The organism is Sphingobium sp. V4 (genome assembly GCF_029590555.1).
GTDB lineage: Bacteria > Pseudomonadota > Alphaproteobacteria > Sphingomonadales > Sphingomonadaceae > Sphingobium.
In genome coordinates this window covers 1636814-1652285 of the sequence record NZ_CP081001.1, presented here as the reverse complement: position 1 = coordinate 1652285, position 15472 = coordinate 1636814, and the positions used below count along the sequence as shown (strand labels likewise).

13 protein-coding genes are annotated in these 15472 nt (G+C 66.2%); 11 read left to right on the top strand and 2 right to left on the bottom strand.

Translation table 11 applies throughout. The features are described from left to right. Positions 1–4 precede the first annotated feature (4 nt). The 9 genes from K3M67_RS08320 (at position 5) to K3M67_RS08280 (ending at position 10486) form a co-directional block, all read left to right on the top strand. Positions 5–1900 carry an XrtA/PEP-CTERM system amidotransferase gene (locus K3M67_RS08320; RefSeq protein ID WP_285831258.1) on the top strand — a complete coding sequence of 632 codons (1896 nt, stop codon included), beginning with the start codon at positions 5–7 and terminating at the stop codon, positions 1898–1900. Between the two features lie 5 nt (positions 1901–1905). Then, positions 1906–2196, top strand: coding sequence for a hypothetical protein (locus tag K3M67_RS08315; protein WP_066859112.1), 291 nt, complete (start codon positions 1906–1908; stop codon positions 2194–2196). A 65-nt stretch (positions 2197–2261) separates the two neighbouring features. Further along, positions 2262–3611: a sugar transferase gene (locus tag K3M67_RS08310; RefSeq protein WP_066859113.1), complete on the top strand. Its 1350-nt coding sequence runs from the start codon at positions 2262–2264 to the stop codon at positions 3609–3611. Positions 3612–3615: 4 nt separating this feature from the next. Continuing rightward, positions 3616–4746: a glycosyltransferase gene (locus tag K3M67_RS08305; protein ID WP_285831257.1), complete on the top strand. Its 1131-nt coding sequence runs from the start codon at positions 3616–3618 to the stop codon at positions 4744–4746. Positions 4747–4808: 62 nt separating this feature from the next. Continuing rightward, positions 4809–5546 (top strand): class I SAM-dependent methyltransferase, encoded by a 738-nt coding sequence (locus K3M67_RS08300; protein ID WP_066859115.1) that lies wholly within the window; start codon positions 4809–4811, stop codon positions 5544–5546. Continuing rightward, complete coding sequence (locus tag K3M67_RS08295; RefSeq protein ID WP_285831256.1) at positions 5543–6856, top strand: hypothetical protein; 1314 nt, start codon at positions 5543–5545, stop codon at positions 6854–6856. The genes K3M67_RS08300 and K3M67_RS08295 overlap by 4 nt, the downstream gene beginning before the upstream one ends. Then, a complete protein-coding gene (locus K3M67_RS08290) occupies positions 6853–7998 on the top strand; it encodes a glycosyltransferase family 4 protein (protein WP_285831255.1) in 1146 nt (381 codons plus the stop codon). The genes K3M67_RS08295 and K3M67_RS08290 overlap by 4 nt, the downstream gene beginning before the upstream one ends. Beyond that, positions 7995–8741 (top strand): FkbM family methyltransferase, encoded by a 747-nt coding sequence (locus K3M67_RS08285; protein WP_066859117.1) that lies wholly within the window; start codon positions 7995–7997, stop codon positions 8739–8741. The genes K3M67_RS08290 and K3M67_RS08285 overlap by 4 nt, the downstream gene beginning before the upstream one ends. Before the next feature lie 2 nt (positions 8742–8743). Continuing rightward, complete coding sequence (locus K3M67_RS08280; protein ID WP_285831254.1) at positions 8744–10486, top strand: MFS transporter; 1743 nt, start codon at positions 8744–8746, stop codon at positions 10484–10486. A gap of 37 nt (positions 10487–10523) precedes the next feature. On the opposite strand, the gene K3M67_RS08275 is transcribed toward K3M67_RS08280, so the two are convergent. Beyond that, a complete protein-coding gene (locus K3M67_RS08275) occupies positions 10524–12254 on the bottom strand; it encodes an amidohydrolase (protein ID WP_285831253.1) in 1731 nt (576 codons plus the stop codon). Beyond that, entirely contained in the window at positions 12251–13120 is an 870-nt protein-coding gene (locus K3M67_RS08270) for an NAD(P)-dependent oxidoreductase (RefSeq protein WP_066859120.1), read from the bottom strand. Before K3M67_RS08270 ends, K3M67_RS08275 begins: the two co-directional genes overlap by 4 nt. A 98-nt stretch (positions 13121–13218) precedes the next feature. Between K3M67_RS08270 and K3M67_RS08265 the strand changes: the two genes are divergently transcribed. Together K3M67_RS08265 and K3M67_RS08260 are read left to right on the top strand one after the other, a co-directional pair. Beyond that, a complete protein-coding gene (locus K3M67_RS08265; protein ID WP_066859121.1) occupies positions 13219–14466 on the top strand; it encodes a threonine ammonia-lyase in 1248 nt (415 codons plus the stop codon). A gap of 114 nt (positions 14467–14580) precedes the next feature. Beyond that, positions 14581–15399 (top strand): arginyltransferase, encoded by an 819-nt coding sequence (locus K3M67_RS08260; RefSeq protein ID WP_066859122.1) that lies wholly within the window; start codon positions 14581–14583, stop codon positions 15397–15399. The last annotated feature ends 73 nt before the right edge of the window (positions 15400–15472 follow it).

Here is a 15472-nt window from a genome sequence, read left to right as displayed (position 1 = left end):
TCGCATGTGCGGCATAGCGGGCATCTTCCATCTCGAAACGGCCAAGCCGGTCGATCCCGCGCGGGTCCGCGCCATGCTGGACGTGATGCCGCATCGCGGCCCGGACGGCAGCGGCATCTGGACCGCGCCGGGCGTGGGCCTTGGCCATCTGCGCCTCTCCATCATCGACCTTGCCGGCGGCGCGCAGCCGATGCTGACCGAGGATGAAAGCCTGGCGGTCGTCTTCAACGGCGAAATCTACAATTTCGCGGAAGTGCGCGCCGAGCTGGAGGCCAAGGGCCATGTGTTCCGCACCCACAGCGATACTGAAGTCATCCTCCACGGCTATCGCCAATGGGGCGAGGAGTGCGTCACCCGCTTCAACGGCATGTTCGCCTTCGCCCTGTTCGACGCGCGGGCGCAATCGCTCTGGCTGGCGCGCGATCGCCTGGGGGTCAAGCCGCTCCATTATGCGCTGCTCTCCGATGGCAGCCTGATCTTCGGATCGGAACTCAAAAGCCTGCTCGCTCATCCGCTCCTGCGCCGCGCACCGGATCTTTCGGCGGTCGAGGATTACATGGCCTATGGCTATGTCCCTGACGACGCCTGCCTGGTGGCGGGCGTGCGCAAGCTGGGCGCGGGCGAGACACTTCGCCTGGTGCGCGGTCGCCCTTTGCCGCAGCCGCAACGCTATTGGGACGTCAGCTTCGCCGATCGCAGCAAAGCCAAGCCCGAAGCGCTGGAAGAGGAACTGGTCGCGCTGATGCGCCAGGCGGTCAGGTCGCGCATGGTGGCGGACGTGCCGCTCGGCGCCTTCCTGTCCGGTGGGGTGGACAGCAGCAGCGTCGTCGCGCTGATGGCCGAGGCGTCGGCCCGCGCGGTCCAGACCTGCACCATCGGCTTCGACGTCGCCAGCCTCGACGAGACCGGCTATGCGGACCGCGTCGCCCGCCGCTTCGCCACCGATCATCGCAACCGGATCGTGTCGCCGGACGATTATGGCCTGATCGATACGCTCGCCTTCCATTTCGACGAACCCTTCGCCGACGCCTCCGCGCTGCCGACCTATCGCGTCTGCGAACTGGCGCGCGAACAGGTGACGGTGGCCCTGTCGGGCGACGGCGCGGATGAAGCCTTTGCGGGCTATCGCCGCCACCGCTTCCAGATGCAGGGGGAACGGTTCCGCAGCCTGATCCCCGCGTCGGTGCGCCAGCCGCTGTTCGGCACATTGGGGAAATATTATCCCAAGGCCGACTGGGCGCCCCGCGCGCTGCGCGCCAAGTCGACCTTCCTCGAACTGGCGGGGGAGGGCGGCGAAGCCTATGCCGCCTCGGTCGGCGTGACGCCCCATGCTCTGCGCCAGCGCCTGTTCGGCCAGGACATGAAGAGCCGCCTCGGCGCCTATCGGGCCGAGGACCGCTATATCAAGGCGATGGCTGATGCGCCCGCGCGCGACCCGCTTGACCGGGCGCAATATGCCGATATCCGCATCTGGCTGCCCGGCGACATCCTGACCAAGACCGACCGGATGAGCATGGCCGTCAGCCTGGAGGCGCGCGAGCCCTTGCTCGACTATCGACTGGTCGAGTTCGCCGCACGCCTGCCGGTGACGCAGCGTATTCGCGGCAACAGCGGCAAATATCTGATGAAGAAGGCGATGGAGCCGTTCCTGCCGCAGGATATTCTCTATCGCCAGAAAATGGGCTTCGTGACGCCCATCAGCGCCTGGTTCCGCGGCGCGCTGGCGGGTGAGGCGACCGCGATCGCTGGCGGCTCCGCGCTGGCGAGGACCGGCTGGTTCGATGCCAGGATGCTGGCGAAGGTCGCCGCCGACCATCGGTCCGGCGTATCGGACCATGGCCGGCTGCTCTGGCAATTGCTGATGCTGGACAAGGCGCTGACCCGGTTGTTCGGCGTGTGAGCAACATGTTGCGCAACTGGCTGGGACTTGGCGTCATTTTAGGCGCGCCTTGGCTGATCTGGCTGGGGTTTGCCCATCTTGTTCGACCTTGGTGGAGCGGCGAAGTTGTCGCTTTGATTACAGCCTCGCTGTCAGTCGCTGCGGGAATGAGTGGCTTTTGGCTTCTCGGCTTTCCATTTGCGCGCTGGAAGGAAAAGTATCTGCTGGCGCTGTTGGCGATCTACACAATTTTACTCGTGCTTGCTCAGCCATTTATTGGGCTGCTGTCCGTATGCACGACAGGTGACTGCATTTAGAACGCCCCTTGCAACCCGCGCCAGCCGGTGCCAACGGGGCACATGACGATAAACAGGGCGCGCAAGTGACAGTCTCCAAGGAAATCGTGCGGCTGCGGCTCTATGCGCTGTGTCTGGCGGGGGACATGGCGGGCCTGTTCTGCGCCTTTCTCGCCGCCAACTGGTTCGTGCTGGGCGCGCTCTGGGGCGAGCCGGGCAAGCCGCACGGCCTGGTGATGTTCGCCATGGTCGCGCCGCTCTACGCAATCCTTGCGGTGCAGGGCGGAGCCTATGGCATCAACACGTTGGACCATGTGCGGCGCGGCATATTCCGCGCGCTGCTGGCGCTGGCGCAGGCGGCTTTGCTGATGCTGCTGATCGTCTATCTGGGCAAGATCGCCGAGCAACTGTCGCGTCTGACCTTCCTTGCCGGCCTCGTGCTGGGCGCGGCCACCCTGGCCCTCGTCCGCCTCGCCGTGGCGCGGCTGGCGGTCAGCCTGCTGGGTGACGTGCCGCATCTGACCGCCGTCATCATGGATGGGGTCGCGATTGAGACCGGCCCGCACATGGACATCATTCAGGCCGACGACGCCAATCTCCATCCCGAACGGCATGATGCGGACATGGCTGCCCGGCTCGCGGCGGCGGTCGGCATGGCGGAGCGGGTGATCGTCGCCTGTCCGCTCGAACGGATGGACGACTGGTCGGCCGCGCTCAAGTCGCTCTCCGCCCGGGGCGAGATCGTCGTGCCCGAACTGCTGCGCTTCGCCCCTGCGCGGGTGGACGAATTTGACGGGCAGCCGACCATCATTGTCGCGGGCGGTCCGCTCCAGTTCCGGGATCGCCTCATCAAGCGCCTGTTCGACCTGATCGTCGCGACCATCGCCACGATCCTCCTGTCGCCGATCCTTGTCGGCGCCGCGCTGGCGGTGAAACTGACTAGTCCCGGCCCGATCCTGTTCCGCCAGCCGCGCATCGGCAAGGATGCGCGGCCCTTCTCCATCTACAAGTTCCGCTCGATGCGCAGCGAGGCGAGCGACCATAAAGCCGCGACGCTCACCAGGCGCGACGACGACCGGGTGACGCGCGTCGGCGCCTTCCTGCGCAAGACCAGCATCGACGAACTGCCCCAGCTTTTCAACGTGCTGAAGGGCGACATGAGCATCGTCGGCCCGCGCCCGCACGCCGCCGCCGCCAAGGCGGGGGACAGCCTCTATTGGGAAGTCGACGCCCGCTATTGGGAACGGCACTGCATCAAGCCGGGCATGACCGGCCTGGCCCAGGTGCGCGGCCATCGCGGCGCGACCGACCATCATCAGGATCTGATCGACCGCCTCCGCTCCGACCTTGAATATGTCAGCGACTGGTCGATCTGGCGCGACATGCGGATCATCGTCGCGACACTGGGCGTGCTCGTCCACCACAAGGCCTATTGAGCCGATGGCGACCAACCTGATCCTTGCTGCCATCCTGCTGCTGTGCCTGGTGGCGGTGGCCTGGCCCTTTCTTGGCTACCCGCTCATCCTTCGCGCCTTGCCGACCCGGCCCGAACAGCCGGTCGCAGGGCTGGCGCCCAGCGCGTCGCTCCTCTTCTGCGCCTACAACGAAGCCGACACGATGCCGGACAAGCTCGCCAATCTGGCGATGCTCAAGCGCCGCTATCCCGCGCTCGAATGTCTCGCCTTCGACGATGGCTCCACCGACGGCACTGGCGACCTGATCGCGGCACGGGGCGACCTCGTCGCCCTGATCCGAGGCCCCGGCCGCAGCGGCAAGGCGCATGGCATGAAGCAGCTCGCGGCGCGGGCGCGGGGCGATGTGCTGATCTTCACCGACGCCAATGTGCTGCTGGACGAGGAGGCGGTCGATCGGCTGCTAGCCCGTTATGCCGACCCGGCGATCGGCGGTGTGCTCGGCTCGCTTCACTATGTCGGCGCGGACGAAAGCGCCACTGCCTCGGTCGGGTCGCTCTACTGGCGGCTGGAGGAAAGATTGAAGGACGAGGAATCGCGCACCGGCAATGTGCTGGGCGCCGACGGCTCCATCTTTTCGATCCGGCGGAGCCTCTATCCCGCATTTCCCGACAGCGTCCTGGACGACCTCACCGTGTCCATGGCCGTGGTCTTCGCGGGCCGGCGGCTCGTCAAGGCGAAGGACGTGATCGCCCGCGAACGGCTCGTCACGGCGCGCAAGGATGAATATCGCCGCAAGGTCCGCATCGCCGCGCGCGCCTGGCACACGCACAGCCATCTGCGTCCGCAACTCAGGCAAATGACCGTGATCGACCGCTTCAAATATGCCTCGCGCAAGATCATCCGCTGGTTCGGCGGGGTCTTCATCCTGATCGGCGCGGTGGCGGCGGGCGCGCTGGCGCTACGTCTCTCGCCGACATTATACCTCGCTGGCGCCTTAGCTGTCGCTTTCGCTGTCTGGATCGGCGTCCGCTCGAAAAGCGGCCCGTTTGCAGCGCTGGTCGACGTGCTGATCGCTTATGCCGCCACCTTGCAGGGCGTGCTCAAGGCGATGAGCGGGCGCACCGTCACGACATGGAACCCCGCCAAGTCGCGCTGACCCTCTCGCCAAGGCCGCGCGATATTGTATAGGCGCTTGCCAGACCCCAAGCGGAGAATGACGTGATTACTGTCCAGCGGGTGGCCAAGGCCGCCGGCAAGCATCTGACCAAGGCGGCGCTCAAAGTGCGCAAGGCGATGGGCGCACGCGCAAACCGCGGCTGCCCCGCCTGCGGCGCGACGGTGGTTGGCTTCTTCCGCTATGGCGACAATGGCGAATGGGGTTGCCCGGAATGTGGCGCCTCGCCGCGCGAGCGGCTTATGAACTGGCTGATCGGGCAGGGGACGCTGATCGTGCCGACGCAGGGTGCGATCCTGCACATGGCCCCCAATGAAGGCAGCCTGGTCAGGCGCTTCTCCGCCGCCGCCGATTACGCGCCGGCTGACCTCGATCCGGCGCGCTACAGCGTGCCGAACATGCGCCGCGTCGACCTGATGGAACTGGCCGACAGCGATCGCTACGACCTGTTCTACGCCAGCCATGTCATGGAGCATGTGCCCGACGACATGGCCGTGCTGCGCAACATTCTCCGCGCGCTCAAGCCCGGCGGCGAAGCCTGGCTGATCGTCCCGCTTTGGGACCGACCGACCGAGGACGGCAGCTTCGACATGCCCCCGCGCGAACGCGAACGCCGTTTCGGCCAGTGGGATCATGTCCGCCAATATGGCCCCGATTTCGCCGACCGCATCCGCGCCGCCGGCTTCGACCTTGAGGAGATCGACGCCGCCTCGATCGACGTCGCCACGCGCCATTTCCATGCGCTTGACGACCGGCTGTTCCGGGCGCGCAAGCCCGCATGAACCGTCTCGCACGGGTGGAGGGCAGTGCCCGCATCCTGGCCCTGGTCAAGCTCGCCAATGTCGGGCTGGTGCTGCTGTGGGGCTTTGCCGTCACCTTCGTCTTCGTGCGCGTGCTGCCGATCGCCGAGTTCCAGGCCTTCCTGCTGCTCGTCGCTTTCGGCAACTTCACCATTTCGGCGGAGTTCGGCCTCACGAGCATCATCTATGCCCGGCTGCGTCAGCATTGGCTGGCCAGAGACGATGACAGCGGCGAAGCCGCAACTGACGGCGGCTTCCGGCTGGAGGAGATGGGCGTGCTGTTCCTGTTCCTTGCCGTGCTGGTGGCGGGTGCGACGCTGATCCTGATCGCGGCGCTCGTGGGCGGCTGGCTGGCGACGGGGATGCCGCTGCTGTTCCTGCTCTTCTTCCTGTCGGCCTGCCTCAACCTGCCGGCCTTGCTCGCCAAGCGGGCGCTGGCGGCGGTCGACGGCAATTTCCTGTGGGAAGGGCTGGATTGCGCGCGGCGTGTCGTGACGATCGGGCTGCTGCTGGCGATCCTGGCTGGTCTCGACCCGCGCCTCTCGGTGGCGTTGCAACTGGTCGCCAGCATCGCGGTGATCGGCTGGGCCATCGCCCATGTCCATCGCCGCCTGAACATGAACCGCCGCCACTGGCTCGCCTTCCGCGTCGGGGGCGGCCATGTCCGTGCCCATTATCTGCGCGATATCGGCGCATCGGCGGCCTTCACCGTGTCCGACATCATCGCCTATAACGCGCCCTATTTCACCATAGCGGCGATGACATCCGACGCGCGGCCGATGCTGGTGTTCGATTTCTTCTTCAAGATGTCCAGATCGCTGTCCATGCTGGTGCGCGCCATGGTCGAAGCTGCCCTGCCGCGCATCACCCGCGCCTATCATGCCGGCGACAAGGCCCGGCTCCGGCAGTTGTTGCTGCGGGCGTTGGGCGCGGCGATGGTCTTTGCCGTCGCGCTGGCGGCAGTGTTGCTGGTGGCGGGCGACCGGCTGTTCGCGATCCTGTTCGACGGGCGCGCGGCGGTCGACCGGGCCGACATCGGCCTCATCATCATTGCGCTGGCGGCGCTCACCATTCTCTGCGTCTCCGTCTATGTGCAGGCGGCGCTGGGGCGGTTCAGGCAGTTGCTCGCGCGCTCGCTCCCCTTCCTCGCCGGCTCGCTGGGCAGCGCGCCGCTCGCGCTGCTGCTTTGGCCCGACCGTTTCGACATCGCCTTTCTTGCGCTCTACGCGCTGACGCTGCTGGGCGTGGCCGGGCTGCACCTCCTGTCGCTCAAGAGGCTGCTGCGCGTATGAACATCGCGATGCTCGATCCGTCGCTCTTCACCGGGCGCTATGACGACAGTCTTTGCGCGGCGCTGGCGGGGCAGGGGGCAGAGGTAACCCTGCTCGGCCGCCCGATGCGCGCGACCGACGCCATCGCGCCGCAGGGCTATGCCTATCTCCCCCATTTCTTCCGCCGCAGCGAAGCCTTGCGCGCGAAAATGGGCGAGGGCCGCGCCTTCCGTATCGTCAAGGCGGCCGAATATGGGCTGGCCTGCGCGCTGGGCGATATTGCGCCGCTGACGGATGCAGAACTGGTCCATGTCCAGTGGCTCCCGCTCGCGCCCGCCGACCGGCTGATGCTCCAGCGGCTGAAGGGCCGGACCGCTTTGGTCCACACTGTCCACAATGCCGACGCCTATCATGCCGATGCCGGCTTGCAGGGCCGGGGCTATCGCGCGCTGCTCGACCTGTTCGACGCGCTGGTGGTGCATGGCGACACGACCCGGGCCGCGCTGGTCGGGCAGGGCGTCGATCCCGCGCGCATCCATGTGACGCCACACCCGCCCATGCGCCTCGCCGCCGCGTCGAGCGAGGACTTCGCCGCCATCCCTCCGCCGACCCTGCCGCGCCTCCTCTTCTTCGGCACGATCCGCCCCTACAAGGGCATCGACCTTCTCATCGAAGCCTGCCTCCAGCTCTGGCGCGCGGGCTATCTTTTCGAACTGGTGCTGGCCGGAAAGCCCTTCATGGACGTGGCGCCCCTGACCGATGCGGTCGCGCAGGCGGGCTTTGCCGACCGCCTCATCACCGATTTCGGTTTCCTGACCGAAAGCCGGCTCGACGCGCACATGGCGCGCGCCGACATGATCGCCTTCCCCTATCGACATATCGATTCGAGCGGCGCCTTCCTGTCGGCGCTGCACCATGGCAAGGCGATGGTCACGTCCGACGCAGGCATGTTCGGCCAGTTGCCGGACGGCGTCGCGGTCCGGGCGGCGGCGGGAAATGCACCCGCCCTTGCCCAAGCCCTCTTGCCGCTGGTCGAAAGCGCGGCCATCAGGCAGGAATATGGCGCGCGGGCGCGCGCCTATGGTGAAGAAATGGGGTCTTGGAAGGATATGGCGGTGGCGACGATCGGCATCTACGATAATGTGCTGGCCGGGCGCGCATGAACCGCTATCTTCGCGAACTTGCCGACCGCAAGCTGGCCATGCGTCTCGCCTTGGCCGGCCGCGTCCACCAATATCCCGAGGTTCAGGCATTGAGGCGCTTCCTGTCGACCTTCGCGGTCGACTGTCTGTTCGACGTCGGCGCCAATCGCGGCCAATATGCGACGATGGTCCGCAAGGATGCGGGCTATAAGGGGCTGATCCTGTCGTTCGAGCCGAACCCGGACGTGTTCGCCGAGTTGCAGAGACATGCCGCGTCCGATCGCAACTGGCATGTGTTCAACATGGCACTGTCTGATTTCGACGGGAGCGCCAGCTTCAACATCATGGCCGCCGATCAGTTCAGTTCGCTCAAAAGGCCGTCCGGGGAGCAGGACGCGATCTTCGCCGATCGCAACAAGGTGACGAAGACGGTGGAGATGCAGTGCCGTCGCCTCGATACCATGCTGCCCGAACTGATGGCGCAGCATGGCTTCGCCCGCCCCTTCCTGAAGATGGACACGCAGGGCCATGACCTGTCGGTCTGCGAAGGCGCGGGCGATGTGCTGGGCAAGATGCTGGGCGTGCAGACGGAACTGGGCGTCCGCCCCATTTATGAAGGCGGCACCGGCTATCGCGCGATGATCGACTGGCTGGAGGGACGCGGCTTCGTGCCCTCCGCCTTCTTCGCCAACAACAAGGGCCATTTCCCGCGCCTGGTCGAGATGGATGGCATTTTCGTCAACCGGGCGCTGGTCGAGAGCTGACCATGGGCAAGGTCGCCGGCTTCCTGTCCGCGCGCCGCCTGTTCCTGGCGGGGGCGATCGGCCTGACCCTGTGGCTGGGTGCGACCTTCCTGTGGCATGTGACCTATCGGCAGGGGATCAGCCTGGCGGTGATCCTGCTGCTGGACCAGGATTTTCCGGCTCTGCTCGGATCGCTGCTATTGCTGGCGCTGGCCGCGCCATGGGCGGAAGGGAAGGGCTTTGCTCTCCCCCGTCCGACCGCGCGCATCGTCGTGCCGCTGATCCTGCTGCTGGGCATGGCCGCGTGGGCCGGCCATTATGCCCTGTTCCAGAATTACGCGATCAGCCGCGACGAGGAAGTTGCCCGCTTTGCCGCCGCCTATATGCGCGAAGGACTCTTTGCCCGGCCGATCCCGGTCGAATGGGAACCCTATCGCCGGGCGATCATGCCCGAATTCTTCTCGCCTTTCGGCGCGGCGGACTACTGGACGGCGGCCTATCTGCCGGTAAACAGCGCGATCCAGGCGATTTTCTGGCAATTGGGCGACCCAAACCTCGCCGGACCGGCGCTGCTGATGGCGGGGCTGTTTGCGCTCTGGCGGGTGGCGCTGCACCTGATGCCCGACCGGCCCGATGCGGTCTGGGTGACGGTGCTGCTGGGCTTCTCTTCCAGCCAGCTCTGGGTCACGGCCATGACCCCCTATGCCATGACGGGCCATTTCGCGCTCAACATGATCTGGCTGGCGCTGGTGCTGCGCGGCGGCGTGGTCGGCCATCTCAGCGCCGGCGTCGTCGCACTGATCGCGGCGGGGCTGCACCAATGGCATTTCCCGCCCATCTTCATCGCGCCCTTCATCCTCTGGATGCTGCTGGCGCGGCGCTGGGCGGTGGCGGCCTTCCATACGCTCACGCTGGTCGCGATCGTCATCGTCTGGGCGAAGCTCTGGCCGGGCTTCCTGCTCCATGCGCTGGGCGCGCCGACCGACATCCGCCCGTCGGCGGGCGTCGCTGACAAGGTGGGCAGCCTTTTCCAGCGGCTCGGCGATCGCTGGCAACCGCTCGTCAACATCAGCCGCTACGTCGCCTGGAACAATATCCTGATGGTGCCGCTCGCCGTGCTGGGCATGGTCGCGATGCGCTGGCGCACCATGATCCGGGGGCAGGAAATCGCGCTGCCGCTGGCGCTGGGCTGCCTCGCGGGCTGTATGCTGGCACTGGCGCAGGGCTATGGCTGGGGCTTCCGCTACGCCCATGGTTTCATCGGCCCCTTCTGCCTGCTCGCGGGATTGGGCTGGGCGCGCTTCCGGCCGGAAGGGGCGATGCGCCCGATCCTGCTCGCCCTGCTTATCACGGCCCTGTCCAGCGCCTTCCTGGTCTGGCGCACCCATGCCTTCGTCGCGCCCTATGCGGCCAGCCACAAGCTGATCGATTCGAGCCAGGCCGACGTCGTGCTGATCGATCCGCGCGGCGGCCTGTACGTCACCGATCTGGTGCGCGGGCGCGATGGCGTGCCCGGCAAGCCGATGGTGATGAACCTTGGCATGTTGACGCTGGAGCAGGTGGATATGCTTTGCGCTTCCTATGTCGTCGAACTGTTCGACCGCGCCGAATTCCGTCCGCTGGGCGTGCCGCTGGCGCGCTGGAACCTCAGCCGCATGGACGCCTTGCGCGCGCACATGAAGGAAGTGGGCTGCGACAAGCCGGTTCAGCCCCCGCTGCCCGAGACGTTCGAGGACGCCTTCAACGCCGCCGATAACGCGATGTGAATGCCGGCAATCTGGCGCACTGACCGAACAGCCCGCTCTATTGCCCCTTCACATAGACCCGCTTGCCGCCGATCCAGGTTTCCAGCACCTGCGTCTGGCGGATGTCGGCCGGCCGCGCGCTGCTGATGTCGCGGTCGATCAGAAGGAAGTCGGCGCGCTGCCCCGGAATCAGGCTGCCGAACCTCTTTTCGGCAAAGCCCGCATAGGCCGCCTGCCGGGTGAAGCCGTCCAGCGCCGCCTCGAAACTCACCCGCTGATCGGGCATCCAGCCGCCCGTCGGCTCGCCCTTCGCATCCTCGCGGCTCATGGCGACGGCGATGCCGGGGAAGGGGTTGGGGCTCTCCACCGGCACGTCGGAGCCGAAGGCGAGCGGCACGCGATTGTCGAGCATCGCCTTCCACGCATAGGCACCCTTCAGCCGGTCCATGCCCATGCGCGTGGTCGCCATGCGCCAGTCCGACGCCTCGTGCACCGGCTGCATCGACGCGATCGCGCCGAGCGGTCCGAAGCGCGGCAGGTCGGCCGGGTCGATGATCTGCGCATGTTCGACGCGCCAGCGCCGGTCGCCCTTGTAGGTGTCGTTCAGTTCCTGGATCGCGTCCAGTATCTCGCCATTGGCCGCGTCGCCGATAGCATGGACAGCGACCTGGAAATTGTCCATCGCCGCGCGGCTCATGATGTTGCGCAGCTGCGTTCCGGGGATCATGGTGAGGCCGCGCTGCCCCGGCGCGTCGGCATAGTCCGCCTTCAACCACGCCCCCCGCGAACCCAGCGCCCCGTCGAGCAGCAGCTTGATCCCGCCCATGCGCAGATGATCGTCATAGAGCCAGGGCGTCGGCTCGGGCCCGGCGATCAGCACCATATTGTCGAGGCCGGCGGCATAGGACATGATCCGCACGCGCAGCGCGCCGCGATCGGCCGATCGGCGGAAGGCCTGCCAATCCTCGATGCCGGTCCCCATGTCGGCGATGCCGGTGATGCCCATCGACAACAGCGCGCGCTGCGCCTTCTCCAGTGCCAGGTCGCGGTCCTTGGGCGCGGGCGGCGGCACGAATTTCTGGATCAGGTCCATCGCCTTGTCGACGAATACGCCCGCCGGCTTGCCCGCTGCCATCTCGACGCGCCCGCCCGCCGGCGCCTTGGTGGCCGCCGTCACGCCAGCGGCGCGGATGGCGGCGCTGTTGGCCCAGCCGGCATGGCCGTCGACCCGCTCCAGCCAGACCGGAATGTCGCCGACCGCCGCGTCCAGATCCGCAGCCGTGGGGAAGCGGCCCAGCCCCCAGGCCTCCTGGTTCCAGCCGGTGCCGATGATCCATTTGCGCCCCGGATTGGCCGCGACATAGGCCCGGATTTTCTCCTGGGCCTGTCCCAGCGATGTCGTGTCCGACAGGTCCAGCGTGATGAGCGACAGGCCATATCCCATGACATGGCCATGCGCGTCGATCAGGCCGGGGATGAGCGTCTTGCCGCCCCCGTCCAGCTTGAACGTCGGCCCCTTGGGTCGTTCGGGCCAGGGCTGGCCGCGCTTGGGCTTCTTGGGCTTGTATTCGGGTTCCTGGTAACGGCCGGGGATCAGCTTTTCGACCTTGCCGTCGTCGTCGATCATCAGCGCGCCGAAACGGACGATCCTGCCGTTCGCGTCGATCGCGATGCCGTTCACATTGTCGACCACGCCCGATGCAAGCGCGGGCAGGGGGGCAAGCGCGGGCAGGGTGGCGAGCGCCAGGGCGGCGCTCTTCAGCGCGCTCGAAGAGAGAAATCGGATCATGCTCGGGTAAGTCTCCGCACCAGCGCGCTGGTGTCCTGCCGATGGCCGCCCATGGCCTGCACATCGGCATAATATTGATCGATCAATGCCGTCACCGGCAGGGTGGCTCCGTTGGCGCGCGCTTCCTCCAGCGCCAGCCCCAGATCCTTGCGCATCCAGTCGACTGCGAAGCCGAAGTCGAACTCGTCCTGCGCCATCGTTTTCCAGCGATGATCCATCTGCCAGCTCTGCGCCGCGCCGCCGGAAATCGCCTCGAACACCGTATCGAGGTCTAGGTCCGCGGCCTGGGCGAAGCGCATCGCCTCCGCCAACCCCTGAATCACGCCGGCAATGCAGATCTGGTTCACCATCTTGGTGGTCTGGCCCGCGCCCGCGCCGCCGACATGGACGATGCGGGCGGCATAGGCCTGCATCACGATCTTCGCCGCCGCCACCGCCGGTTCGCTGCCGCCGCACATGATCGACAGGCGGCCATTCTCGGCGCCCGCCTGACCGCCCGATACCGGCGCGTCGACGCTGTGAATGCCCCGGCTTTCGCCCTCGACGAACAATTGCCGGGCGATCCGCGCCGACACGGTGGTATGGTCGATGAACAGGCTGCCCGGCTGCATCGCCCGGAACGCGCCCTCGCGTCCCAGCGTGATCTGCGCCAGGTCGTCGTCGGTGCCGACGCAACTGATCACGATCTCGGCATCCTCGGCCGCCTTGGCCGGGTTGATCGCGACCGCGCCGCCATAGGCTTCGGCCCATCTCTTCGCCTTGCCGATGGAGCGGTTATAGACCGTCAGATCATGCCCCGCCCGCGCCAGATGGCCCGCAATCGGGCCACCCATGATTCCCAAGCCGATAAACGCGATCCTAGCCATCAAGCCTCGTACATTTCGTGCGTCCATCCCCGCCATAAGGCGAGTTTTCCGACAGTGCCAGTTTCTTCGCGGGCAATTTTCGTCTAGGGGGCGTGCCCATGAACACGCTAGCCAAGATCGAAAGCGCGCTGCCGCTGCCCGTCACCGTCGATGACATCCTTGCCGCCCGCACCCGCATTGCCGGCGCGATCGTCAAGACGCCGACGCTGATCAGCCAGACGCTGTCCGACATGCTTGGCTGCAAGGTCTATCTCAAGTTCGAAAATCTCCAGTTCACCGCCGCCTACAAGGAACGCGGTGCGCTCAATCGCCTCCTGCAACTGGATGAGGCGTCGAAGGCCAAGGGCGTAATCGGCGCATCGGCGGGCAATCATGCCCAGGGGCTTGCCTATCATGGCAAGCGGCTGGGCGTGCCCGTCACCATCGTCATGCCCACCACCACGCCGATCGTGAAGGTCACGCAGACGCGCGGCCATGGCGCGACCGTGGTGCAGTATGGCGAGAAGTTCGATGACGCCTATGCCCATGCCCGCAAGCTGGAGGTGGAGCAGGGGCTGACCTTCGTTCATCCCTTCGACGAACCCGACATCATGGCCGGGCAGGGCACCGTCGCGCTCGAAATGCTGGAGGATGCGCCGGAGATCGACACGCTGGTCATCCCGATCGGCGGTGGCGGCCTGTTTTCCGGCATGGCGACGGCCGCGCGCGCGATGAAGCCCGACATCCGGCTGATCGGCGTGCAGGCCGAACTCTATCCGTCCATGTATGATTTCATCAAGGGCGCGGACCTGCCCTGCGACGGCGATACGTTGGCGGAGGGTATCGCGGTCAAGCAGCCGGGCGAGATCACCCGCCGCTTCGTCGAGCGGCTGGCCGACGATGTCCTGCTGGTCGACGAACGGCGGCTGGAGGAAGCGCTCAGTCTGCTGTTGCAGATCGAGAAGACCGTGGTCGAAGGTGCCGGGGCGGCGGGTCTTGCCGCGCTGCTCAGCTATCGCGAGCAGTTTGTCGGGCGCAATGTCGGCCTGATCCTGACCGGCGGCAACATCGATACGCGCTTGCTCGCCAATGTCCTGCTGCGCGACCTTGCTCGATCGGGCCGCCTGGCGCGGCTGCGCATCATCCTCCAGGACCGGCCGGGCGCGCTGTTCCATGTCGCCCGCATCTTCGATCAGGAGGCGGTCAACATCCTCGAACTGGCGCATCAGCGCATCTTCACCAACCTGCCGGCCAAGGGTCTCAGCCTGGACGTGGAGTGCGAGACGCGGGACAGGGCGCACCTCCAGCGGCTGATCGCGGCGCTGGGCGAGGCAGGCTATGAGGTCGCCCCCATCGAGGTTGCATAATGGGACGTGCCGCTTCCGATTTTTCGTAGTAAATGCCCTTTCCAGCCGGGCATCGGAGCGGCATAGTCCGTCCATGAGCCAGCGCCGACACAGAGCAGGGATGGAGGAGAAAGCGTGACTGCGCCTTTCCGTTTTCCGCGTTTCTTTGTCACAAATCCCAGTCCTTGCCCTTACCTTCCCGGCAAGAGCGAGCGGAAGGTGTTTACCGAACTGAGCGGCGACAATGCCGCCGAGCTCAACGACGCGCTCGGGCGGATCGGTTTTCGCCGCAGCCAGAATGTCGCCTATCGGCCCAGTTGCGCCGATTGTTCGGCCTGTGTGTCCGTGCGTGTCGTGGCCCAGGAATTCCAGCCCAATGCGACGCAGCGCAAACTCCTGCGCCGTAACGAGGATCTGGTCGTCACCGCGTGCAAGCCCTGGTCGACCGAAGAACAGTTCGCCCTGCTCCAGCGCTATCTCCACTCCCGTCATCCCGGCGGCGGCATGACCGAAATGGACGAGATGGACTTTGCCGACATGGTCGAACAGACGCCCGTCGACAGCCATGTCATCGAATATCGCGAGCCGGGCGTCGACGGACGCGTGGGCAAGTTGGTGGGCGCCTGCCTGACCGACCGACAGGGCGACGGCCTGTCGATGATCTACAGCTTCTTCGACACCGAATTGCCGCACCGGCAGGGGCTGGGCAATTATATCATCATGGACCATATCCTGCGCGCCGCCCGCGCCGGACTGCCCTATGTCTATCTGGGCTATTGGGTGAACGGGTCGACCCGGATGCAGTATAAGGTCCGCTACCGCCCGCTCGAAAAGCTCGGCCGTAACGGTTGGGTGCGCTTTGACCCCAGCGAGCAGGAGCAGGCGCTGCGCGACATGCCGCGTCGGGACGGGCCGCCGCTTCCCGTCGAACTTGCTGCGATCCTGCGCAAATAATTCGGCAAAAGCCCTTCATTTGCGACAGATTTCGTGCGCCGTTGATTAATTTGTTTAACTTTTTCCTCTAACT